The sequence below is a fragment of the Streptosporangium sp. 'caverna' genome, from assembly GCF_003203775.1.
In the GTDB taxonomy this organism is placed as follows: domain Bacteria; phylum Actinomycetota; class Actinomycetes; order Streptosporangiales; family Streptosporangiaceae; genus Streptosporangium; species Streptosporangium subroseum.
Map to the genome: position 1 here is coordinate 3904188 of NZ_CP029711.1, position 21179 is coordinate 3925366.

Consider the following 21179-nt stretch of genomic DNA (forward strand, 5'->3'; position numbering starts at 1 on the left):
GCGCCGGGCCGCTGGGCGAACCGAGACGGCGCGGAGCGCGCGGCGGTATAGACGGGCCGTGTGCCGTGTGGGCATTCTGTGGCGTGCTTTTGCGTCAGTTGGAGTATTTAGTCGCTTTGGCTCGGGAGCGGCATTTCGCCCGGGCCGCCGCCGCCTGCCATGTGTCCCAGCCGTCCCTGTCGGCCGCGATCCGCAAGCTCGAACGCGAGCTGGACGTGCCCATCGTGCTGCGCGGCCGCCGGTTCGCCGGGCTCACCCCCGAGGGAGAGCGCGTCCTTCTCTGGGGGCACCGGATCCTCGCCGAACGCGACGCACTACGTCATGACCTGTCGACGATGCGCAACAACCTGTCGGGCACGCTGCGGATGGGCGCCATCCCGACCGCGCTGACCGCCGCGTCGCTGCTGACCACGCCGTTCTGTGAACGGCATCCGCATGTGCGGGTCTCGCTGGAGTCGCTGTCCTCGCGTGAGATCACCCGACGGCTGGCCGAGTTCGAGCTCGACATCGCGATGACGTACCTGGACGGCGAGGCGTTGGGAAGCGTGCGGACGGCCTCGCTGTACGAGGAGCGCTACCTGCTGCTGACCCCGGACGACGGTGAGCTGGCAGAGCGCTCCGTCGTGCGCTGGGCCGAGGTGGCCACGCTTCCGCTCTGCCTGCTGGCGCCGCAGATGCGCAACAGACGCATCATGGACGAGATCTTCGCCGCTGCCGGGGCCGTCGTCGTCCCGGCGATCGAGACCGACACCGTCTCCGCCCTGTACGCCCACGTCGCCACGCACCGGTGGTCCAGCGTGATCGCGCACGCCTGGCTGCACCTGTTCGGAGTGCCCGACGGAATGCGGGTGGTCCGGCTGGAGAATCCGGCGCAGACACCGCGGGTCGGCCTGGTCGTCGCCGACCGGACCCCCGAACCCGTGCTGGCGCGGGCCCTTCTCGACGTCGCCCGGGGCATCGACATGCGAGGGATTTTCGACCGGCTGTTGCACGGTTACCTGTCCGGTCCGGAGGTAAACGACGTCGGTAGATAGAAGCGGTCTATGTACGAATAGAAACTTTCGCTTTGACGCCTTATATCAACGGAGAGGAGGGTGAAAAGAAATAACCCGCAATAAACAAGGAGCCGATGTCATGGCAAAGGTACTGTGCGTGCTGTACGAGGACCCGGAAGACGGCTACCCGACCTCCTACGCCCGAGACGACCTTCCCCGCATCGAGCACTACCCCAACGGGCAGTCGCTGCCCACGCCGCAGGGGGTCGACTTCACCCCCGGGCACCTTCTCGGCAGCGTGTCCGGCGAGCTCGGCCTGCGCCGCTTCCTGGAGAGCCAGGGGCACACCCTGGTCGTCGTCTCCGACAAGGACGGCGAGAACTCCGCGTTCGACCGCGAGCTGCCGGACGCCGACGTGGTCATCTCCCAGCCGTTCTGGCCCGCCTATCTCACCCCCGAGCGGATCGCCGCCGCGACCAACCTGAAGCTGGCGATCACCGCGGGCATCGGCTCCGACCACGTCGACCTGGACGCGGCCATCGAGCACAACGTCACCGTGGCGGAAGTCACCTACTGCAACAGCATCAGCGTCGCCGAGCACGTCACCATGATGATCCTGTCGCTGGTGCGCAACTACATCCCCTCCCACCAGCGGGTTCTGGACGGGGGCTGGAACATCGCCGACTGCGTGGCCCGCTCCTACGACCTGGAGGGCATGCACGTCGGAACCGTCGCCGCGGGACGCATCGGCCTGGCCGTGCTGCGCCGGCTCAAGCCCTTCGACGTGCACCTGCACTACACCGACCGCCACCGCCTGCCGCAGGCCGTCGAGGAGGAGCTCAACCTCGTCTTCCACCCGAGCGCCGCGGACATGGTCCCGGCCTGCGACGTCGTGACCGTCAACGCCCCCCTGCACCCGGAGACCGAGGGGTTGTTCGACGACAAGCTGCTCGCCACGATGAAGCGCGGCTCCTACCTGATCAACACCGCCCGCGCCAAGATCTGCGACCGTGACGCGATCGTGCGGGCGCTGGAGAACGGACAGCTCGCCGGATACGCCGGCGACGTGTGGTTCCCCCAGCCGGCCGGCCCCGACCACCCCTGGCGGACCATGCCGCACCACGGCATGACCCCGCACATCTCCGGATCCTCCCTGGCCGCCCAGGCCCGCTACGCGGACGGAACCCGCGAGATCCTGGAATCCTGGCTGGCCGGTACGCCCATACGCCCGGAATATCTCATCGTCGACGGCGGGAAACTGGCCGGCACCGGCGCGCATTCCTACTCCGTCGCCAAAGGCGCTCACGAAATAGCTCCCTCATAGGAAGGGAAAGCCTTTCGAGAATGCCGGGGAAATACCGGAGCCGGCCGTACCGAACCGGAATGAGCGATGCCGGGCCATGCGACCGGGCCTGACCCGCACGGGTGTTCCCCCACGGACCGGCATCGTTCATCGGTGGCCGCTCGGGGCGGCTCTGTTGGCGGTGTAGCGCCGCGAGCGGCCGTCGAGGGTCACAGCAGGGGAGCGGCGCTGTCCCTGACAACGAGCAGGGGAGGCACGATCAGACGCTCGTGCGAGAGGGCCTGGCCCGTCTTGATCTGCCGGAGCAGCACCTCGATGCTGCCCCTGCCCACGGCTCCGAAGTCCTGGCTGACGGTGGTGAGCGGAGGGGAGAAGAACTCCGCCTCGGGGATGTCGTCGAAGCCCACGATGCTGACCTGCTCGGGGACCTTCACCCCCTCCTCGGTCAGCGCGCGCAGGACGCCGAGGGCCATCTGGTCGTTGGCCACGAACACCGCGGTGACCTGATCGCCCATCGCGGCGAGCCGGCGGCCCGCCGCATAGCCCGAGCGCGGACTCCAGTCGCCGGTCAGCGTCTCGGGGACGGTCCGGCCGGCGGCTTCGAGGGCCGTGCGCCAGCCCTCGATCCGGCTCTCCGCCTCCAGCCAGTCGGAGGGGCCGCTGACGTGCCAGACGGTCCGGTGTCCCAGACCGATCAGGTGCTCGGTGGCCAGCCGGGCGCCGTCGACCTGGTCCACGCTGACCACCGACACCTCGCCCACGTGCCGGCCTTCGACGACCACCGCGGGCATGCCCCGGGGCAGGCCGTCGAAGGCGCGGGCCGCCGAGCGCTGCGGCGCCACCACGATGATCCCGTCGACCCCCTGGTCGGCCAGGTAGTCGATCGCGTCACGCATGCCCGCCGTGTCGACGGTGTGCAGGCCGACGATGCTCACGAAGTAGCCGGCCGCCCTGGCCGCCTGCTCGATGCCGTCGACCGTGCTGGCCGGGCCGTACAGCGTGGTGTTGAAGCCGACCACGCCGAACGTCCGTGTGTGGCGGGTGACCAGCGCGCGGGCGACGAGGTTGCGGCGGTAGCCGAGCTTGTCGATCACCTCGAGGACCCGGGTGCGGGTCTCGGCGCGAACGTTGGGGTGCTCGTTGAGCACCCGCGAGACCGTCTGATGGGACACGCCCGCCGCCTTGGCCACATCGGCCATCACAGGGGAGCGGCGCTCGGTAGGTGATCTCACCGCCACTCCTTCTGACATCTGGGCAAGTCTGTGAACTCTGTGAACGTTGACAAGATCCATCAAGGAGTTTCTCCGTCGCGGCCCGATCCCACCGAAGGGCGCCGTTAACCTTTTGAGAAAACCTTTTCGTCGAGGGAGCGCACGCCTGGCTGGCGCACCCGGGTGTGTGTCTTGCAGAAAATAGCCTGTCCAGGCGGGGTAGAGCAAGGGTGATGGCCCCCGCCCATTGACATTGGGCCGCGTCAAGTCTGCGTTTCGAAAACCTTTTACTTGAGTTTCGGATGGTTTCCCCTCCAGGCGGGGCCCGGGAGCACGGCATGGAGAGGTCGCTGCCACCGGTGGGGTCCGGTGATCTCCGAATCGTCCCGTCGGGCCGTCCGGGATGCGGTCCCGGCCAGGTCGTGCCATCCAGTCGGTTCGCGAGAGCGATCGCGACGATGGTCGCGGAGGCGGTGGCCGGGGCCACCGTCGCGGGCGGGCCTGGCGAGTCGCGCATTGTCACCGGAAGGGTCGCCGGGGGAGCCGTCGGGAACGCTCGGGCGGCTGCCGCTTGGGTCAAGGGGAGCCGGGCAGGCCGTGGATCGCGGTGGCCGTCAGCGTGGTGGGGCGGGCGGGGACGGGGGTGCGCCGCATCGATTCTCCTTTGCGCCGTGTCCGATATTTCGGACAGAGGCCGCTAGATCGAACCGAAGATGAACCGGTGATTTCCCGCGGTCAGCACCTGAAACGGGCTCCTGACATGCCGGTGACCACCGGCGCCCGTTCATGGCGGCGGCGTCCGGGATCTCGAACGGGGTCGAGCGGTCAGGCGTCCGGGATCTCGAACGGGGTCGAGCGGTCGGGCGTCCGGGATCTCGAACGAGATCGAGCGGTCAGGAGGCCGGCGCTTCCGCGCGGTGGCCGAGTCTCGCGGAGAGGGACACGGCGCCGTGCCGTACGAGCTCACCCCACCGATCGCGCACGTCCTCGTCCCAGCGCAGGATGGGCACCGAGACGCTGACGGCGGCGACCATCTCGCCCGACCGGTCGTGGATCGGAGCGGCCACGCAGCACACCGCCTCGTTCGACTCGCAGTCGTCGTAGGCGAGCCCCCGCTCGTGGATCTCCCGCAGCTCGGCGCGGAGCCGCGCGGGGGAGGTGATGCTCCGGGGCGTCATCGCGGTCAGCGCGCGGCCCGCGGGGTAACGGGCGTCCAGCGCCTCGGGGGTGAGCCCCGACAGCAGCATCTTGCCCAGGCCCGTGCAGTGCGCGGGCAACCTGCGGCCGATGGCCGAGACCATCCGTACCGGATGGGTGCTGTCCACCTTCGCGATGTAGACCACGTCGGTGCCGTCGAGCACGGCCACCTGCACGGTCTCGTCGCACCCGGCCGCCACGTCGCGGGCGGTGAGCAACGCCTCGTGTGCGAGGTCGAACTGGTCGGCGAAGACGTTGCCGAGCTGGAAAAGGCGCATGCCCAGCCGGTATCCGATGGGCTGTCCGTGCTCGGCGATCAGATAGCCGCGGTCGGTCAGGGTGGTGACCAGCTCGTGCACGGTGGTGCGCGGCAGACCGAGCCGCTCGGTGATCTGGGGGGCCGACAGCCGCTGCCCGTCGAGGAAGAGCTCCAGGATGTCCAGCGCCCTGGCGACCGCGGGTACCGCTCGGCCCATCACGTCTCCACTGTACGAAATATCGAACGCCGACTAGGATTTCGGCGTCAATGGCTGGAGTGCCAGTGCCTGTTCTGCGGGATGGTACCGGACGCCATCCGAGAGATCGAACGAGGTGACGTTTTGACCATGGATCGGCTCGGCTACCCTCCCGTCCAGGTCCGCCTGCCCACCTCGCCCGCCGCCTTCCCCGACGGGACCACGTGGCGGACCGAGCTGCCTTCGTGCGAGGGGCCCGCGGTGCTGGAGGCCGTGTTGGCGGAGAGCCGTCGCATGGAGGTGCCGCTGCACCGGGTCAGCCAGGGCAGCGGTGTGTGGATGCTCACCGATGCCGAGATCTCCCAGATGGTGGACATGTGCGCGGACGAGAGGGTCGAGCTCTGTCTCTTCCTGGGTCCGCGCGGCACCTGGGCGCCGGGGCACGTGCCCGGTGCCGGGCCGCGCGCGCGTGGCCGTGACCAGGTCGCCCGGTGCGTCGACGACGCCAGGCGCGCGGTGGAGCTGGGCGTGCGCTGCCTGCTCGTGGCCGATGAGGGCGTGCTGTGGCTGCTGCACAGGATGCGCTGCGAGGGAGAGCTGCCCGAGGACACCACGTTCAAGGTCTCCGCCCTGGTGGGGCCGGTCAATCCGGTGACCTACGCGCTGTGGGAGCGGCTCGGCGCCGACTCGATCAATGTGCCGAGCGACCTGAGCCTCCTGGAACTGGCTGAGCTGCGGGCCTCCAGCGCCGCGCCGATGGACTTCTACGTCGAGGCTCCCGACGCGCTCGGTGGTCACGTCCGCATCTACGACGCCGCCGAGCTGATCCGGTGCGGTGCGCCCATCTATCTGAAGTTCGGGCTCAGCAACGCCCCCGACCTCTACCCTTCCGGCCGCCACCTGCGCGAGGTCGCCATCGAATGCGGCAGGGAACGGGTACGGCGCGGACGTCTCATCCTTGACACCCTCGCCAGGATGCGTGCCGACGGGGGCATGTCCCCGCTCGGTTCCCGTGACATGGGCCGCCTCGCCCGTTTCGCGGAGGTGGAACGGTAGGAGCTCGGTCAGGTCACCGGTCTCAGCAGCCGTCGGAGCAGCCGAGGCCGCACGCGCACCCCTCGCGCCCGGTGGGCTCGGCGTCCTTGGAGCGGTCTCGGGCGCTCATGGCCGGGGGGACGGGGCAGCAGGCGTCCCCGCGCCAGGCCTCGCGGCCTTCCTTGACGGCGACGGCGGCGATGACCAGGGCGGCCACGGGGTCGGCCCACGACCAGCCGAAGAGGCTGTTGAGCGCCAGGCCGACCAGGAGCACCGCCGACAGGTAGGTGCAGAGCAGGGTCTGCTTGGAGTCGGCCACCGCGCTGGCGGAGCCGTACTCGCGGCCGGCCCGCCGTTGGGCGGCTGACAGCAGTGGCATGACGGCCAGGCTGAGCGCGGCCAGGACCAGGCCCGCAGTGGAGTGCCCGGCCTCGCCGGTGCCGGTCAGCGCGCGGACGGAGTCGACGCCGACGTAGGCGGCCAGGGCGAAGAAGGACAGCGCGATGACGCGTAGCGCGGCCTTCTCCCGTCTCTCGGGGTCGGCGCCGGAGAACTGCCAGGCGACTGCGGCGGCCGAGGCGACCTCGATGACCGAGTCCAGGCCGAACCCGATCAGCGCGGTGGAGGAGGCCGCGGTGCCGGCGGTGATGGCCACGATCGCTTCGACCACGTTGTAGGTGATCGTGGCCGCGACCAGAATCCGGATGCGGCGCCGCAACTCCGCTCGCCGCCGCGGGGACGGGCCGAGGGTGAGCGCGGTCATGATGTCACCCGCTGCCCGGCGTCCTGGCCCAGGCCGTAGACCGGGCACAGCGCGACCGCCTGACCGGTGGCGGCCAGCAGGTGCTCGGCGGCTCGCAGCAGGTCCAGGAGTTCGGGGCGGGCGACGAAGTAGAACGACTGGCGGCCCTCGGCGCGATAGTCGACCAGGCGGCAGTCGCGCAGGCAGGCCAGGTGCTTGGACACGGTGGACTGGGCCAGGCCCAGCTCGCCGGTCAGATCCACCACCCGGGCCTCGCCGCAGGCCAGACGCTGGACGATGGCCAGCCGTACGGGATCGGCCAGGGAGTGGAACAGGGCCGCGGCCGGGGCCAGCCCCGACCTTTCGTTCATTCCACAATCGGAATCAATCGTCATATGACGATGATAGCGCCAGGGCGTGATGTGGCAAGTCCCCACCGGGCCGGCCGTACGGAGGCCGGGTGCTCCGCTCCTCGGTTGGAGCCCGCCAGGCGCCTTCCGCGCCCGGCGGGGCCGAGGCGGCGGCTCCGCTGACGATCGAACGCCCGTGCCCGGCCCGGTCATTTGCAATGCGCGGAAGAGGGCCGCCGATCTTTGCCCGCCGACGGTGATAAAAACGATGGCGACAGACCGTTCCACCCCATTGCCCGGTATAAGCCGAGATGCGGGTGTGGTCGGGGGAAAGCCAATCCCCGGCAAGAGCAATGTGACAGGTGTCGCGTTCGGATCACCGCACTCGGGAATCCCCGGATTCACCATGGTCGACCGTGGCACCGCTCTTCCTCGGGGCGAATTCACCGCCTCGCGCATGGTGAACGGGAAACGCGGGGGTGACACGAGCCCGGGTGCCTGTCATGTGCTGTTTGTCCAGATGGCACCCTTAAAGTATGAGGTATTCCGACAGGGGTGGGGGACTGTCCGCACAGGAGCGGGCCAGGCGCGAGAGGCTGCGGTTCCGGGCCGCGGACATGTTCGCGGGGAACATCGAGCCGCCGCGGGTGGCCGAGCTGCTGGGAATCACTCGCAAGTCCGCCTACGAGTGGTACGCGCTCTGGAGCCGGGGAGGCAGGGCCGCACTGGCCTCCAAGGGCGCCGCGGGTAACGGCTGCAAGCTCACCGACGAGCAGCTGACGTGGTTGGAGGGGGCCCTGGAGGAGGGCGCCGCCGCCCATGGCTGGGACGACCAGCGCTGGACCACCTCGCGCGTCGCGTCGCTGATCTGGGCGAGGTTCCACGTGTCCTACACCGCGCGCGGGGTGGCCTACCTGCTGAACCGGCTCGGCTGGGCCGGTCGTCCCGGGTCCCGGCGCGGCGGGCCGTCGGGCGGATGAGGCGCGGATCGCCGGCCGGAGAAGGCCGGCGTGGCCTGTCGTCCACGGCGACGGCCGGAGAAGCTCGGCGTGGGCTGTGATCCACGGTGAGGACCGGCTCACCGTGTTGATCGAGAACCGGCTCGAACGCATGCGCCGCCCCGAGTCACTGGCCGGATTTATCACCAAGGTCGGATTTGTGATCTCCGCCCCGGTGTAACCTCCGGCTTTCTTTTTCGGTGGTGATCCCGGACCAAGGCTTTGTTCTCTCTGGGGTGAACGTCCGTATAGCCCTCAACTAGCGTCTTACATGACGCCGATTCGCCATATTTCCGGGAAACCGGTTCGGCGCCCTGTAAGCCCCGGCAGCACGCCGGGCTCAAACATCAGACACGGAGTGATTTCATGTTGAAGCACGCTCTCGCCGTTGGCACATTGGTGGCTTCCAGCCTCATCGTCACGATGGCGGTGTCAGCCCAGCCCGCCGGCGCAAGCGCGATAACCCAGGAAACCGCTGTCGTATCCGGACTCTCCACCGCCAGCGGCGACAACTTCATCGATCCCTTCAACCCATACGGCTTCGGCCAGGTCTACTACCGTCCCTTCGGCTTCAACCAGTTCCAGTACGCTCCCTTCGGTTACGGCCAGGTCTACTACCCCAACACCTTCTACCGCTGGTGATTTCGGCAGCGATAGCAGCCGGCTGGTGAGTTGAGGCGCGAGCGGCGCCGAGCGTGGCCGGCCACGCTCGGCGCCGCTCGTCGCCGGGCCGGGCCCGGGGCGCAAGGCGCCTGCGACGGAGTCGGGCCCGCTATGTCCTGAGTGACCGTTTGTGCGACCATGGCTGGTGAAGGCGACGGCGGAACGAGGAATCCGGTGTGAATCCGGTGCGGTCCCGCCACTGTGATCGGCGAGCGAATCCCGAACAGGCCACTGCCCGCGTGCGGGTGGGAAGGCCGGGAGGAGCATCGACCCGAGAGCCAGGAGACTCACGCTGTCGCCTCCTCACGAAATGGGGCGGATCTCCCCAGGAGAGGAACGGTGCACGGCATGGAGGGCATTGCCCGCGACCCGGAACCGGGACCGCGGCCCGCGACCTCCCGCCATGTCGCCGAGGTTCTGGCCGAGGTGGCGACGATCAGTGCCTACTTCGAGGTCGAGACGGAACCGCTCGAATCCGGGTGGCGCCCGCTCACCGAGCTGCTCACCGACCCGGACCCGCTGTCGGACAGGATCGCCGAGGTGGCGAAACGTCTGAGCACCACCGAGACCCAGATCGCCGCCTCCATCTTTTTCCAGGGCCTGGCCGCTCGCCTGTGGTCGCCGGTCATCGGTGCGGCCGTCACCCGCGAGTTGCTCGTCGACCTGGCACCGGCCCGCTCGTTCTGGCGACCCACGCCGAGCGGCCCGATCCCGCTGCGGGTCACTCACCCGGCGGGCTGGGAGATCACCGACCCGGACCGGGCCGCCGAGCCGCTGTATCGCGCCGTGGTCACCGGACTGCTGGAGCCGCTGGCACACACCGTGCAGGCGATCATCAAGATCGCCCCCGGTCTGCTGTGGGGCAACGCCGCCTCCGCGCTGGCCGGGACCGTACAGGCGATCGCCCGAAGACACCCCGAGCTCGCCGCCCGCGCGGTCGCGCTCGAGCGCGAACTGCTCTCCATGGGAGTCCTGGAGAGCAGTGGTGAGCTGGTCGAACCCGCACCCGGACGCCTCTTTTTCGTCCGGCGCAGCTGCTGCCTGTACTACCGCCTGCCCGCCGGTGGCAAGTGCGGCGACTGCGCCCTGATCGACTCCGAGACCCGCCGGGAGCAGTGGACGCGAGCCTTACGAGACACCCGAGGAGGCCCATGAACCCACCGTTGTGGAAGCCGGGCCGAAACCCCCTCTCAAGCCTCCATCCGACCCGCTCGACCGCACCGGCAAAGGATTCACGCACGCATGAGGAAACAGGCACCATGCAGGATCGTCATCTGCCGCGGCTGCTGCTGCGGCAGCGCGGACAAGGTGGCCGGTCTCGACCACGCGGAACAGGTCACCCGCCTGGCCGAGGTCACCGTGGTCCGCGTCACCGACTGCCTGGACGTGTGTGAGCAGGCGAACGTGATCGTCGTCCAGCCGTCGGCCGCCGGACGCGCCGCGGGAGGCCGTCCCGTATGGCTCGGCCTGGTCAACGATCCGGACGCGGCCGAGGACATCGCGGCCTGGGTCCGCGCCGGCGGCCCGGGGGTGGCCGAGCCGCCCGACATCGTCAGCCTGTACGTCTTCACCCCGCCACGTCGTATCCGCACCGCGCCGGCACTTTCCTGACGGTGGCGCGCCGAACCGAGGATCTCGGGGTTTCGCCGTCGTCCCGGCGAGCCGCGTGGATCCGGCGGGTTCGCCGCCTCGCGAACCGCTGTTCCGCGCAGTTTCCGGAAGCGCCGGGCCGGAATGGTGCCGCTGAGATCGGGTTACCCCGGAAGCGCATGGGCGTCGGCCGTACGACCGATCGGGCGGCGGTTGACGCGCGGGCCGGAAGCCATCGTTTCCGGCCCGGTACAGGGGCTCCGGGGGCGCGTGTCAATGCCGTTCCGCGATCCATTGGAGATCCGGGCGACCGTAAACCCCCATTTCTTCGGTTCCTGACTGAGTGCGATTCGGTTTGAAATCAAACTTCATTCGTGTAATGACAGATTTAACAATCCGGCTGTACGATCGCCACTCGTGGTTGAAGTTGATCTTTCGGGTCCCCGGTTGGCCAACGATCTGTTCTTCGTTTTGCACGACGACACCACCGGGCGAACGCGGTTGAGTTCCCGGCTCACCGGCCTCGGACTGGCCGCCGCCGTCCTGGGCGAGTTGATGCTCATCGGGCGAGTCACCGTAGAGCTGACGGACGGATGGGTAGGGCTCGCCCTCGTCGACGCGGCACCGACCGGCGACACGCTCACCCAGACCGCTCTGGACCACATCATCGCCGAACCCTCGCATCGCTTCCGGATCTGGTTGCAGTTCCTCGCCCGTACGGCATACACGGACGTGGCGGCGCGGATGACCGCCGACGGGCTGCTGCATCCGCCCCGCGGGCGTCTGTCGCGGAGGCGGGCACCGGTCCTCGCGAACACCGCGGCATGGCCCGGCGGGCGCCTCAACCTGGCGATCCAACGCCGTCAGCCACTCAACCTCCAGGACGGCGTCCTGCTGGGACTGCTGGTCGCGACGAGTGGCGGCCAGCTCGTTCTGTGGGACCAGAACCCGACATACCTATCCGCCTCGACCGCCGCCCTTCCGGCGCCGCTCCAGGAACTGATCGCCCAGACCGAGGCTGCTGTCGCTGACTCCGTCATCAGCCGCCGGTGAACTCACCCCCCTCATTTCAAGGAGTTCCCCCCGATGTCCCTGACAGAAGAGACAGAAGAGAGAGCCGGCGCCGTCTCGGCGGCGCTGGCCCAGGACCGTCTCGGCGTACCGTCCGTCGTGTTCTTCGTCATCTCGGCGTCGGCGCCGCTGACCGTCATCGCGGGCGTGGTGAGCACCGCCTACGCCGCGACCGGCGTGACCGGCGTGCCGCTGGCGTTCGTCCTGCTCGGAGCCATCCTCGCCGTGTTCACCGTCGGCTACGTGACGATGGCGCGCCACGTCGTCAACGCCGGGGCGTTCTACGCGTACACCGCGAAGGGGCTCGGCAGGCCGGCGGGCGTGGCGACCGCATGGGTCGCGCTGCTGGCCTACAACGCACTCCAGGTGGGCCTCTACGGTCTGATCGGTTCGGCCGTTGAGCCGCTGCTCTCCGAGTGGTTCGGGATCTCTCCGGCCTGGTGGGTCATCGCGCTGGCCGCCTGGGCGCTGACCGGGGTGCTCGGCCTCATGCGGGTCGACGTGAACGGGAAGGTCCTGGCGGTCCTGCTGCTGACCGAGGTGGCCGTCGTCGTCGTGTTCGACATCGCGAACCTGCTCCACCCGGTCGCCTCCGGCTACAGCCTCGACGTCTTCAGTCCGTCGAGTTTCTTCGTGCCCGGAATGGGGGCGGTGATCGCGATCTGCATCGCGGCCTTCTCGGGGTTCGAGTCGTCGGTGGTGTTCTCCGAGGAGACCAAGGACCCGAAGCGCACGGTGCCGATCGCGACCTACATCGCGATCGCCGTCATCTCCGGGCTCTACGCGTTGTCGTCATGGGCGATGACGGTGCCGGTCGGCTCGGACAAGGTCGTCGCGGCCTCACGCGAGCAGGGGCCGGGTCTCCTATTCAACCTGGCCGGGCAGCACCTGGGGGCGACCATCGCCACCATCGGTTCCGTCCTCTTCGCGACGAGCATCATCGCGGCGCTGATCGCCTTCCACAACACGATCTCCCGCTACATCTTCGCCCTGGGCAGGGAAAGGGTCCTGCCCGCGGTCTTCGGCCGGACCTCCCCGCGGACCGGCGCTCCGATCAACGGCTCGGTGGCGCAGAGCGTCGTCGGGCTGGCCGTGATCGTCATATGCGTGGTCTTCGGCCTGGACCCGCTCGTCCAGCTGTTCTTCACCGTCGGATCGTTCGGCGGTCTGGGGGTGCTGCTGATGCTGGCCGCCACCTCGGTCGCGGTGCTGGCCTTCTTCTCCAAGAACCCCGGTCTGGAGAACGCCTGGCGGATCCGGATCGCCCCGGGCATCGCCGCGGTCCTGCTGGTCGTCGTCCTCGGATTCGCCCTGGTCAACTTCGACACCGTTCTCGGCGTGGCCCCCGACTCCCTGCTCCGCTGGGTGTTGCCCGCCGTCTACTTCATCGCCATAGGGCTCGGCGTCGCATGGGCGCTGGCCTTGCGGGCCAACCGGCCCGAGGTCTACGCCAACATCGGCCTGGGCGCCGAGGCGGCCGTCGGGGAGAGCAAATGACCGAGATCAGCCGTCGGAGAGAGCAGATGACCGAGATCATTCGTATCCAGAACGTCCCCGGAGCCGCCGAGGAGGTCGGCGGGATCATCGGCGTCTCGTTCCACGATCTGGAGGTCTCGGCCTGGATCGTCCCCCCGGACGACGACCGCCGCCGGGTGATGCCTCCCTTCTTCTCCATGCTCACCGAGCACGCCTTCACCTACGGGGAGGTCTACGCGACGGCGGACATGTCCGCGGTGGCGGTGTGGTTCCACAACGACGTCGCGCCGCTTCCCGACGTCCCCGACCAGGCCGCCCGCGTGGAGGCGTTCGCCGGCCCCCACGCGGAGCGCTTCGGACTGCTGGGTGAGTCGATGGACAAGCATCACCCGCACGACCCGCACCACTATCTGTCGTTCCTCGCCGTACTGCCGGATCGGCAGGGGCAGGGGCTGGGAAGCCTGCTGCTGGAGGACTACCACCGCAGGCTCGCGGAGAAGACAGGGGTCGCCGCGTACCTGGAGGCCGCCAACGCCCGCAGCCGTGAGCTCTACCTGCGCCATGGTTACCGGGATCTCGGCGACCCGATGATCCTGCCCGACGGCCCGCCGATGTTCCCGATGTGGCGCCCGTCGAACCCCTGATCGGATCAGTCCGGCACCTATGTCCTGAACGGCGGTGCTCCGTCGCCGGGTCATCGGTTTCGGTACGCGTCATGCGCGCGGTCCCAGGATTCCCAGGGCCGCGCGCATGACCAATGTTCGAGGCATTTTATGGATCAAACGACCATAAAAGGATTACTTAATATAATTAAGAATTGTATGTCTAATAGTGGTTGAAAGCGGATTATTTGGCGGCGAACCGGTGTCACGAGCCGGGCTTGATCTCCGTGCCCTGGGCGGAGACGAGGCGCCATCCCGCGAGGGAGTCTGCGGCGAAGACGTGGGTGTACCGGCTGCCGGCGGTGAAGGCGATGCCGTCGGCGTTGGTGAAGTTCATGCTGGTCCGCCCGACGACGATGCCGACGTCTCCGACGCGGCGGACGACGGCCTCGTCCGGGAAGGACTGTACGGCCGGAAACCGGAGGGTTCCGGATGACATCAGGCCGAGCAGATCGGCTCTGGTCGCAACCGCGCCGTTGTCGATGGCGACCATGATGAAGTCGTCTGCCAGCAGGTCGTCCAGGCGGGCGACGTCGGCGGCGACCAAGGCGTCGAAGAAGCGCCGGTCGTGGTCGAGCAGGAGCGTGCGGTCGTCAGGGTCGGTCAGGATGGTCATCGGCGTCCGTTCCACGGTGCGGGGACTGTGATGCTAAACCTTGACGCCGATGACAATGTCAAGGGAAAGCTCCCGACCGGCGCGCCGAGGGCACGGCCCGTCGCCGGTGTTCAGAGGGTGTCGATGAACAGTTCGGCCTCGCGCTGGCCCATGCCGGTCTCGCCGCGTACCAGGTGGATCGCCTGCTCGACGCGGCCGGCGGCCTTGAGCTCTCGCACGCGGGTGGCCAGGTCGGGACCGGTGACGACACCGGTGTGCGGCAGGGCCGCGGGGGAGGGCCGGAACCGGGCCAGCGCCGGATGAGCCCACATGGGGTGCCCCATGGCCACGGCGTCGACGACCTTCTTGGCCTCGGCCAGTCCGAGCCCGGTGTGCTGGCGCAGCTCCTTGATCGCATGGACCTTGCGTCCCTGGCGCGTCAGCTGCGTGACGAGCCCCTGCAGGTCCTGGGGCGCCAGGGGGATCGGCGGTGGGACGGACGCCCCGTTTCCCTTCCGGACGGCCACGACGATGCCGAGGACGATCACCATGATCACCACGAGCGGGATGGCGATGATGAGCAGCTCCGTGGGTCCGATGTTCGGCATAGGCCGCATCGTATGTCGGGTCCGCGGAGCTGTACAGGAGCCGTTCGGCCGTTCGCGCAGCCGTTCTTCGACGCCCGGCGCCGGACTCGGAGACGGACGGGCAGGGGTGGGCGCCGTCGATGGCGCCCACCCCTGTCAAAAGTCGTGTTACTTGCTGGCCTCGGCGAGGTCGACAATCGCGGCCGCGGCCCGGAAGTACTTGTTACGGCCCAGGTCGCGGACGGTCTTGACGCCGAACGCCTTGGCCAGCGCCTCGGCATCGGCCTCGCTCACTCCGGCGAGCGCACCGACGGGCGCGTCGGGGAGCTGCTCCAGCGGGGTCTCCTCGTATGCCTTGACGAGCAGCTTGTCCAGGTTGGCGGCAACCGCCATCGTGCACCTCCATATGTTTACAAACAATGATGAAGACCGCTTAACGCGGCTTCGCGATCATCCTTCCAGACTTGCCGTCCGCCGGAGTCGGTAAGAGCGTGAACTCGATTGGTCGCTTCGGGTGAGTAGGGATGACCGTGCCCCCCGCCTCGTGAGAACAGAGGCCCGATGAGCGGAGCCACGTTTGATCGCCGATGCACAGCGCGCCGAGACATCGGACCGCACCGACGACGCGGAGCTGATCCGACGGTCCCGTGACGAACCCGGCGTGTTCGCCGCCCTGTTCGACCGTCACGCGCCGGAGCTCCACCGATACGTCACCCGCAGGCTGGGCGACTCCATGGCCGACGACATCGTCGCCGGCACCTTCCTCGCCGCCTTCGGGAAACGCGGGCGCTACGACGCGACCCGTCCGGACGCCCGGCCCTGGCTGTACGGCATCGCCGCCAACCTCATCGGCAAGCACCGCCGTACGGAGGTCCGCTCCTACCGGGCACTGGCCAGGACCGGTGTGGACGAGGTGGCCGAGAGCTACGCCGACCGCGTGGACGCCGAGGTCACGGCCTCGGCCGCGCGCCGGGAACTGGCGAGCGCGCTCGCGACACTGTCGGGGGGCGATCGCGACGTGCTGCTGCTGATCGCGTGGGCCGATTTCAGCTATGACGAGGTCGCCCACGCCCTGGGCATTCCCGTCGGCACGGTGCGCTCACGACTCCACCGGGCCAGGAGGAAAACCCGTGCCGCGCTCGGCGGTACCGACCCCACCGCGATCCAAGAGGAGGCCGACCGTGGATGACCTGACCGCGCTCCGCGAGCTACGCGCCGACGCGCCCGAGCCGGGCGCCGAGCGACTCGCGGCCGCTCGCGCCCGCCTGGTGGCCGGAACGGACCGCGCCGCCAACCGGCGAGGATTCCTTTCCCTCGGCCGTCCCATGGTGCTCGCCGGGGCCTTCGGCCTCGTGGCGGCCCTCGTGCTGACACTCTTCCAGATCGACCGGACCGGGGACCCGTCCCCACCGACGGCGGCGCGGTACGCCAGTGCGTCGGAGGTGTTCGCGCAGGCGGCCCTCGTCGCCGAGGCGCGCTCGACGGACGCGTCTCCGCGTCCGGACCAGTGGCAGTACAGCAAGTCGCTCTCCCGGCAGCCCAATGAGGATTCGGGTGACGCCGACACCATGGAGGAGTGGATCCGCTACGACGGGAAGCAGACCGCCGGCTACGACGACGACGGGAGGCTGCGGATCAGTGACGTCCCGCCGGACCCCGGCGACGACGACCTCTCGCCCCAGCAGTACGCCGAAAAGCTCCGCGAGCTGCCCACCGACCCCGACAAGCTCCTCGCGCACGTCCGGGGGGACCGGCACTGGATCGATCTGCCGGTCGAGGAGGGGGTGGCACCCGCGCGGGAGGATCCCGACGCGCGCGCCTTCCGGGTGATCTCCGTTTATCTGGAACAGCAGGCGATCATGCCGCCGAAGCTGGAGGCGGCGATGTACCGCGCGCTGGGGAAGATCCCCGGGGTAGGCGTCGAGGTGGATGTCGAGGACGCCGCGGGGCGCAAGGGTCTCGGGGTCTTCCGGGAGACCGACGGCCTGGACACGCGGCGATATCTCATCCTCGAGCCGAAGACCTTCCGCTACCTCGGCATGCGGATGCTGTGGCTGCGCGATGAGATGTTGGGCTCGGACCTGATATTCCGGGCAGGAAGCGTCTACTCCACCGCCGAACTGGCCTCGGGCATCGTGGAGAAGGCCGGGCAGCGCCGATAGCGACCGGCCGGTGGGCACCCGATGGGTGCCCACCGGCCGGTTCTGCTTCACCTGCGCGGCAGCAGTACCGCGGCCGCGCACATCATGCCCGCGGCGGCAAAAAGCGACGTTCGGGCATCGGCCCAGGTCGCCATCAGGCCGCCAAGGAGGATGAACAGCGGCTGGGTGACCGTCGTGGCGAACGACCACAGGGTGGCCACCCGAGACATCAGCTCATCGGGGGTCCCTGCGGCCCTGTTGAATTTCCAGGCGCATGACATGGCCGAAAGCCGCCCCGCGTTCGGGCTCCTGCACAGCCGTCAGCGTACCGTCTAAATTTCGTTGACCGGTAGCACGCACACGTCTACATTCATGTCCAACAGGGTATTCCCGCGATGCGACATGAAAAAGCTACCTTCATCATCCCGAACGATGGTGAACCAGTCGAGGAGACCGCGTGCAAGAACGCTTCGGAAGCAAGTCGGCGATCGTCGCACTGACCGCCCTGACCCTGGCCGTGTTCATCTACGTGACCACCGAGTCGCTGCCCATCGGCCTGCTCCCCCTGATCGCCCAGGATCTCGGCACCAGCCCGTCAGCGGTCGGGCTCCTGGTCACCGGATACGGCCTGATCATCGTGCTGGTGTCCCTGCCGCTCACGCGACTGACTCGCCGGCTGCCCCGGCGGCGGCTGCTGTGCGTCCTGTTGGGCATCTTCGTCGTGGCGACCTGCCTGTCAGCCATGGCGGGGAACTACTGGCTGCTCATGGGCGCCCGGATGGTGACCGCGCTGAGCCAGGCGCTGTTCTGGGCCATCGTGACGCCGGCCGCCGCCGGCCTCTTCCGGGCCGAGGTGCGCGGCCGGGCCCTGTCCATCCTGTACGCCGGCGCCTCCAGCGCCGCGCTGACCGGCATCCCGGCCGGCACGTGGCTCGGCCAGCAGACCAACTGGCGGGTGGCGTTCCTCGCGCTCAGCGGCCTGGCCCTGCTCGTCCTCGCCACGATCGCGGCCGTCCTGCCCGACACGCCCGCCGGGCAAGGCGCGGCGGACCGGGGCAGCGCGCCCGATCGCGGCCGGTACCTGTCGATCGTGGCCACCACGGCGGTCGCGGTCACCGGCGCGTTCACGGCGTTCACCTACATCAGCCCGTTCCTGAGCGACGTCAGCGGCTTCACCGAGTCATCGATCGGCCCGCTTCTGCTGGCACGCGGGGTCGCGGGCCTGGCCGGCGTGTTCGTGGTGGGCTACCTCGTCGACCGCCACGGCTGGAGCACCATGACGGGGCTCATAGGTCTACAGGCGTTGGCGCTCGCCGGGCAGTACGCGTTCGGCGCCTCCCCGGTCGGGACCGTCATCGCGATCTCCCTGTCCGGCTTCACACTCGCAGGCCTGACCGCCGTACTGGGATCGCGGGTGCTCGTGTACGCGCCGGGCGAGTCGGTCATGGCGAGCGCCGCTACCTCCATGGCGTTCAATGTGGGCATCACCGCGGGCGCGTTCCTCGGCAGCGTGCTCCTGCCCGGTCCGGGCGTGCGCAGCACGGCACTGGCCGGGGCGCTGCTCAGCCTGGCAGCATTCGCCATCGTGTTGGCCGAGCCGGTCCTGTCCAGCCGGCGGAAGGGCGCACCGGCCACGGCCGCCGACCCCCTGCCCGCGGGCGCTCGAGTCACGTGATCCGACGCTCAACGCATCAAATCGTGCAACCTCCTTGCCTGCTTTGAGTGGTAGCCTCAAGGGCATGTCACTCGACGTGGGACACCTTCCCCTGGTCGGTGGGCACCCCGCGCTCGATCTGGTCAACACGCTCGAACGAGGGGTACCGCTCGACGGCGGGCCGCCCCACGACTATCTGTCCGACGCCCCCGCATTGCTGCGCTGGGCGGCCAGGACAGGCCTGATCGGCGACGCGGAGCGCGATCGGGCCGGCCAGGCGTGGCACGACGATCCCGCGTCGGCGCAGGCGGGGCTGGCCACCGTACGGGACATCCGGGAAGGGCTGCACCTCGTGGTGCTCGCAACGATCCGGCCCGCCGACGGCGGGCCGGCGGACGACGCGGGCGAGGGGGATCCGATCGCGGCCGGGGCCGCGCTGGTCATGCTGCACGAGCGATGGGCCGGGGCAGCTGCCAGAGCCGCGCTGGTACTCGACAGAGGCGACCCGCCGCAGGTGCGGCTCACCTACGGCACGATACCCGCCATGCTGATACCCGACCGGGTCGCCGAGGCCGCACTCGACGTCCTGCGGACGGCCGACCTGCCCCGGGTACGCCGCTGCCCCATACGCGACGGCGGCTGCGGATGGCTGTTCCTCGACCAGAGCCGCAACGGCTCCCGCCGCTGGTGCCGCATGGCCGACTGCGGCAACACGGCCAAGGCCCGGCGGCTCACCGAGCGCCGCCGCGCCGCCCGGGGCGGCACCCCGTAGGACTCGTACGCGATCAACGGTCGACGCCGCGCCCAGGCAGCGGGTCACCTCGCCGCTGCCCATCGAGGACCCGGCCAGCACCGCGTCCTGCCGGTCGAGTTCGTCCATGAGGGCGTTGAGGTCGTCGGCGAAGGTGTCGTAGTCGTAGCCGGCAGTGGGCCGGCTCAAGCGGCCGAAGCCACGCCGGTCGTAGGCGATGACGCGGTCGCGGGCGCCAGGAGGGCGCATCCCGGTTTCTCCCAGACCCGAGGACGCTGTCGCGGACTGTCAGCGCAGGCGGTGCGTGCGGGACTATGAGCGCTTATCCGAGCATCACGACGCAGCAACGCGATATCCACGTCCCCATGCTCGCGATATGGATGGCCCACAGCCGGCTCGATCGCGTACCCACCACTCACCCACCACGGCACGGCCAGCCCGCGGCATCAACGCGACGACCTCACCAAGCGGCGCAGCTTCCCAGGGCCCCCACGGCGTCTCGATCCTCATCATCCGGACATCATGCATGACGCGGCCATAGCGCTCTCCACGACGAGGACGCACCAGATTCCGTGAGACATGCGCCGTCTCTCGCGAGATGGAGCATCTGACGGCTCAGGTGATTGAGACACCCACAACGAGAGGTGTCCCGCCTCGCAGAGTTCGAGGCGGGGCACCGCTCATCCGGTGTAGCCAGGTCCGCCGCGCACGCGCCGCACGAGGTCGTCGGCGGCGTCCGGCCACTGGGCGTGGTCGAAGGTGAAGCCCGCTTCGAGCAGGCGGCCGGGGACGACTCTGCGGCTTTTCAGGAGGAGTTCGGTGTCCGAGCGCAGCGCGAACGCGCCGAGCTCGGCCATCCACTTCGTTGCGGGCAGTCCCACCGGGACACCCCACGCAGTGCGCAGCACGCGCATGAACATGCGCTGGGGTAGGGGAACGGGAGCGGCGAGGTTCACCGGCCCGGCGAGGTCGTCTCGGTCGGTCAGGAACTCGACGGCGCGGACAAAATCGCGGTCGTGGATCCAGGACACGTACTGCGCGCCGCCCGCCACCGGGCCGCCGAGGCCGAGCCGCGCCATCCGTAGCAAGGCGTCGAAGACGCCGCCGCGATCGGGGCTCATCACCATGGCGGAGCGCAGGGCGACCTTGCGCGTGTGCGGGGTTTCGGCTCGCTCCTGCGCTCGCTCCCACGCTTTTGCGATCTCGACGCTGTAGGCCCAGTAGCCCGGGACGCCGAATTCAGCGCCGCCGAGCACGCCGGTCGCCTCGTCGTTGGGTGCGTCGAAGCGATGGGAGTAGACCGTGGCGGTGCTCATCTGCAACCAGACCCGGGGAGGCCGCGCGGCGGTTGCGATCGCCTCGCCCACAACCCGGGCGGAGTGCACGCGCGAATCCATCATGGCCCGCAGATTGGCGGCGGTGTAGCGGCAGCTGACGCTGCGTCCGGCCAGGTTGATCACTATGTCGCTGCCGTCGATCTCCTTCGTCCATGGGCCCGGGGTTTCGCCGTCCCAGCGGACTTCACGCTCGTGCACCGGCCTTCTGGTCAGGACCACAACGTCATGGCCTGCGGCGGTCAACGCGCGATTCAGGATCGCGCCTACCTGCCCGGTTCCCCCGGGTATCACTATCTTCATCAGGCTCCCCTGGGCGTGTGGGACGAGCCTAACGCAAAGCGTTGAACGCGTTCAAAAGTAGGTCGA

The 21179-nt window shown here is 69.1% G+C and carries 24 protein-coding genes, 1 pseudogene and 1 riboswitch; of the genes and pseudogenes, 15 read left to right on the forward strand and 10 right to left on the reverse strand.

The window, feature by feature from the left end; all coding sequences use genetic code 11:
• Nucleotides 1–83: 83 nt before the first annotated feature.
• A complete protein-coding gene (locus DKM19_RS17215) occupies nucleotides 84–1034 on the forward strand; it encodes a LysR family transcriptional regulator (protein ID WP_110705774.1) in 951 nt (316 codons plus the stop codon).
• 100 nt (nucleotides 1035–1134) lie between these two features.
• Nucleotides 1135–2319, forward strand: coding sequence for an NAD-dependent formate dehydrogenase (locus tag DKM19_RS17220; protein ID WP_110696567.1), 1185 nt, complete (start codon nucleotides 1135–1137; stop codon nucleotides 2317–2319).
• Between the two features lie 188 nt (nucleotides 2320–2507).
• Here the strand turns inward: DKM19_RS17220 and DKM19_RS17225 are convergent, their stop codons facing one another.
• Both DKM19_RS17225 and DKM19_RS17230 read right to left on the reverse strand, forming a co-directional pair.
• A complete protein-coding gene (locus DKM19_RS17225) occupies nucleotides 2508–3497 on the reverse strand; it encodes a LacI family DNA-binding transcriptional regulator (RefSeq protein WP_110696568.1) in 990 nt (329 codons plus the stop codon).
• Between the two features lie 905 nt (nucleotides 3498–4402).
• Entirely contained in the window at nucleotides 4403–5182 is a 780-nt protein-coding gene (locus DKM19_RS17230; RefSeq protein WP_110696569.1) for an IclR family transcriptional regulator, read from the reverse strand.
• 129 nt (nucleotides 5183–5311) lie between these two features.
• On the opposite strand from DKM19_RS17230, the gene DKM19_RS17235 reads away from it, so the two are divergent.
• Nucleotides 5312–6217 carry a hypothetical protein gene (locus DKM19_RS17235; RefSeq protein ID WP_239514454.1) on the forward strand — a complete coding sequence of 302 codons (906 nt, stop codon included), beginning with the start codon at nucleotides 5312–5314 and terminating at the stop codon, nucleotides 6215–6217.
• A gap of 22 nt (nucleotides 6218–6239) precedes the next feature.
• Here DKM19_RS17235 and DKM19_RS17240 read toward each other — a convergent pair whose 3' ends face one another.
• Complete coding sequence (locus DKM19_RS17240; protein ID WP_204358829.1) at nucleotides 6240–6959, reverse strand: cation transporter; 720 nt, start codon at nucleotides 6957–6959, stop codon at nucleotides 6240–6242.
• Nucleotides 6956–7309, reverse strand: coding sequence for a helix-turn-helix transcriptional regulator (locus DKM19_RS17245; protein ID WP_110696570.1), 354 nt, complete (start codon nucleotides 7307–7309; stop codon nucleotides 6956–6958). Before DKM19_RS17245 ends, DKM19_RS17240 begins: the two co-directional genes overlap by 4 nt.
• A 515-nt stretch (nucleotides 7310–7824) precedes the next feature.
• Here DKM19_RS17245 and DKM19_RS17250 point away from each other — a divergent pair.
• The 8 genes from DKM19_RS17250 (at nucleotide 7825) to DKM19_RS17280 (ending at nucleotide 13730) form a co-directional block, all read left to right on the forward strand.
• Nucleotides 7825–8268: a winged helix-turn-helix domain-containing protein gene (locus DKM19_RS17250; RefSeq protein WP_110696571.1), complete on the forward strand. Its 444-nt coding sequence runs from the start codon at nucleotides 7825–7827 to the stop codon at nucleotides 8266–8268.
• A 76-nt stretch (nucleotides 8269–8344) separates the two neighbouring features.
• Nucleotides 8345–8467 (forward strand): hypothetical protein, encoded by a 123-nt coding sequence (locus DKM19_RS52520; RefSeq protein WP_255415529.1) that lies wholly within the window; start codon nucleotides 8345–8347, stop codon nucleotides 8465–8467.
• A 185-nt stretch (nucleotides 8468–8652) separates the two neighbouring features.
• Nucleotides 8653–8928 carry a hypothetical protein gene (locus tag DKM19_RS17255; protein ID WP_162641547.1) on the forward strand — a complete coding sequence of 92 codons (276 nt, stop codon included), beginning with the start codon at nucleotides 8653–8655 and terminating at the stop codon, nucleotides 8926–8928.
• Nucleotides 8929–9068: 140 nt separating this feature from the next.
• Nucleotides 9069–9259: riboswitch (cobalamin riboswitch) on the forward strand.
• Nucleotides 9260–9297: 38 nt separating this feature from the next.
• Nucleotides 9298–10104, forward strand: coding sequence for a (2Fe-2S)-binding protein (locus tag DKM19_RS17260; protein WP_110696573.1), 807 nt, complete (start codon nucleotides 9298–9300; stop codon nucleotides 10102–10104).
• Between the two features lie 87 nt (nucleotides 10105–10191).
• A complete protein-coding gene (locus tag DKM19_RS17265; RefSeq protein ID WP_110696574.1) occupies nucleotides 10192–10560 on the forward strand; it encodes a (2Fe-2S) ferredoxin domain-containing protein in 369 nt (122 codons plus the stop codon).
• A 396-nt stretch (nucleotides 10561–10956) separates the two neighbouring features.
• Nucleotides 10957–11592 (forward strand): GPP34 family phosphoprotein, encoded by a 636-nt coding sequence (locus tag DKM19_RS17270; RefSeq protein WP_162641548.1) that lies wholly within the window; start codon nucleotides 10957–10959, stop codon nucleotides 11590–11592.
• A gap of 33 nt (nucleotides 11593–11625) precedes the next feature.
• Nucleotides 11626–13107 carry an APC family permease gene (locus DKM19_RS17275; RefSeq protein ID WP_110696576.1) on the forward strand — a complete coding sequence of 494 codons (1482 nt, stop codon included), beginning with the start codon at nucleotides 11626–11628 and terminating at the stop codon, nucleotides 13105–13107.
• Nucleotides 13108–13133: 26 nt separating this feature from the next.
• Nucleotides 13134–13730 (forward strand): N-acetyltransferase, encoded by a 597-nt coding sequence (locus DKM19_RS17280; RefSeq protein WP_162641549.1) that lies wholly within the window; start codon nucleotides 13134–13136, stop codon nucleotides 13728–13730.
• 223 nt (nucleotides 13731–13953) lie between these two features.
• Here DKM19_RS17280 and DKM19_RS17285 read toward each other — a convergent pair whose 3' ends face one another.
• The 3 genes from DKM19_RS17285 to DKM19_RS17295 all read right to left on the reverse strand — a co-directional run bounded on the left by DKM19_RS17285 (nucleotide 13954) and on the right by DKM19_RS17295 (nucleotide 15323).
• Complete coding sequence (locus DKM19_RS17285; RefSeq protein ID WP_110696578.1) at nucleotides 13954–14364, reverse strand: DUF4440 domain-containing protein; 411 nt, start codon at nucleotides 14362–14364, stop codon at nucleotides 13954–13956.
• Between the two features lie 110 nt (nucleotides 14365–14474).
• Nucleotides 14475–14951: a ribosomal protein L7/L12 gene (locus DKM19_RS17290; protein WP_162641550.1), complete on the reverse strand. Its 477-nt coding sequence runs from the start codon at nucleotides 14949–14951 to the stop codon at nucleotides 14475–14477.
• Nucleotides 14952–15098: 147 nt separating this feature from the next.
• Entirely contained in the window at nucleotides 15099–15323 is a 225-nt protein-coding gene (locus DKM19_RS17295) for a hypothetical protein (RefSeq protein ID WP_110696580.1), read from the reverse strand.
• Nucleotides 15324–15510: 187 nt separating this feature from the next.
• On the opposite strand from DKM19_RS17295, the gene DKM19_RS17300 reads away from it, so the two are divergent.
• Both DKM19_RS17300 and DKM19_RS17305 read left to right on the forward strand, forming a co-directional pair.
• Entirely contained in the window at nucleotides 15511–16119 is a 609-nt protein-coding gene (locus DKM19_RS17300; RefSeq protein ID WP_110705776.1) for an RNA polymerase sigma factor, read from the forward strand.
• Nucleotides 16112–17092, forward strand: a complete 981-nt coding sequence (locus DKM19_RS17305; RefSeq protein WP_110696581.1) for a CU044_5270 family protein — start codon at nucleotides 16112–16114, stop codon at nucleotides 17090–17092. The genes DKM19_RS17300 and DKM19_RS17305 overlap by 8 nt, the downstream gene beginning before the upstream one ends.
• Nucleotides 17093–17139: 47 nt before the next feature.
• Here the strand turns inward: DKM19_RS17305 and DKM19_RS17310 are convergent, their stop codons facing one another.
• Entirely contained in the window at nucleotides 17140–17301 is a 162-nt protein-coding gene (locus DKM19_RS17310) for a hypothetical protein (protein ID WP_204358832.1), read from the reverse strand.
• Nucleotides 17302–17528: 227 nt separating this feature from the next.
• Between DKM19_RS17310 and DKM19_RS17315 the strand changes: the two genes are divergently transcribed.
• The gene (locus DKM19_RS17315) at nucleotides 17529–18746 is read left to right on the forward strand and encodes an MFS transporter (protein ID WP_110696582.1); all 1218 of its coding nucleotides are present in this window, start codon (nucleotides 17529–17531) and stop codon (nucleotides 18744–18746) included.
• 64 nt (nucleotides 18747–18810) lie between these two features.
• On the forward strand, nucleotides 18811–19497 hold the full coding sequence (locus DKM19_RS51725) for a CGNR zinc finger domain-containing protein (protein WP_239514296.1): 687 nt from the start codon (nucleotides 18811–18813) through the stop codon (nucleotides 19495–19497).
• A gap of 66 nt (nucleotides 19498–19563) precedes the next feature.
• On the opposite strand, the pseudogene DKM19_RS50675 reads toward DKM19_RS51725, so the two are convergent.
• Nucleotides 19564–19725 (reverse strand): annotated as a pseudogene (locus tag DKM19_RS50675) (alpha/beta fold hydrolase); the annotation flags it as partial.
• Nucleotides 19726–20156: 431 nt separating this feature from the next.
• Entirely contained in the window at nucleotides 20157–21113 is a 957-nt protein-coding gene (locus DKM19_RS17330; protein WP_110696584.1) for a TIGR01777 family oxidoreductase, read from the reverse strand.
• Nucleotides 21114–21179 lie beyond the last annotated feature (66 nt).

Excerpts from the sequence above, each read along its gene's own strand:
- DKM19_RS17275 (WP_110696576.1), top strand. The coding sequence starts at position 11,626 with ATGTCCCTGACAGAAGAGACAGAAGAGAGAGCCGGCGCCGTCTCGGCG.
- DKM19_RS17245 (WP_110696570.1), bottom strand. The coding sequence starts at position 7,309 with ATGAACGAAAGGTCGGGGCTGGCCCCGGCCGCGGCCCTGTTCCACTCC.
- DKM19_RS17280 (WP_162641549.1), top strand. The coding sequence starts at position 13,134 with ATGACCGAGATCATTCGTATCCAGAACGTCCCCGGAGCCGCCGAGGAG.
- DKM19_RS17230 (WP_110696569.1), bottom strand. The coding sequence starts at position 5,182 with ATGGGCCGAGCGGTACCCGCGGTCGCCAGGGCGCTGGACATCCTGGAG.
- DKM19_RS17220 (WP_110696567.1), top strand. The coding sequence starts at position 1,135 with ATGGCAAAGGTACTGTGCGTGCTGTACGAGGACCCGGAAGACGGCTAC.
- DKM19_RS17225 (WP_110696568.1), bottom strand. The coding sequence starts at position 3,497 with ATGGCCGATGTGGCCAAGGCGGCGGGCGTGTCCCATCAGACGGTCTCG.
- DKM19_RS17255 (WP_162641547.1), top strand. The coding sequence starts at position 8,653 with ATGTTGAAGCACGCTCTCGCCGTTGGCACATTGGTGGCTTCCAGCCTC.
- DKM19_RS17285 (WP_110696578.1), bottom strand. The coding sequence starts at position 14,364 with ATGACCATCCTGACCGACCCTGACGACCGCACGCTCCTGCTCGACCAC.
- DKM19_RS17265 (WP_110696574.1), top strand. The coding sequence starts at position 10,192 with ATGAGGAAACAGGCACCATGCAGGATCGTCATCTGCCGCGGCTGCTGC.
- DKM19_RS17235 (WP_239514454.1), top strand. The coding sequence starts at position 5,312 with ATGGATCGGCTCGGCTACCCTCCCGTCCAGGTCCGCCTGCCCACCTCG.
- DKM19_RS17330 (WP_110696584.1), bottom strand. The coding sequence starts at position 21,113 with ATGAAGATAGTGATACCCGGGGGAACCGGGCAGGTAGGCGCGATCCTG.
- DKM19_RS17310 (WP_204358832.1), bottom strand. The coding sequence starts at position 17,301 with ATGTCTCGGGTGGCCACCCTGTGGTCGTTCGCCACGACGGTCACCCAG.
- DKM19_RS51725 (WP_239514296.1), top strand. The coding sequence starts at position 18,811 with ATGTCACTCGACGTGGGACACCTTCCCCTGGTCGGTGGGCACCCCGCG.
- DKM19_RS17295 (WP_110696580.1), bottom strand. The coding sequence starts at position 15,323 with ATGGCGGTTGCCGCCAACCTGGACAAGCTGCTCGTCAAGGCATACGAG.
- DKM19_RS17240 (WP_204358829.1), bottom strand. The coding sequence starts at position 6,959 with ATGACCGCGCTCACCCTCGGCCCGTCCCCGCGGCGGCGAGCGGAGTTG.
- DKM19_RS17250 (WP_110696571.1), top strand. The coding sequence starts at position 7,825 with ATGAGGTATTCCGACAGGGGTGGGGGACTGTCCGCACAGGAGCGGGCC.
- DKM19_RS17260 (WP_110696573.1), top strand. The coding sequence starts at position 9,298 with ATGGAGGGCATTGCCCGCGACCCGGAACCGGGACCGCGGCCCGCGACC.
- DKM19_RS17290 (WP_162641550.1), bottom strand. The coding sequence starts at position 14,951 with ATGCCGAACATCGGACCCACGGAGCTGCTCATCATCGCCATCCCGCTC.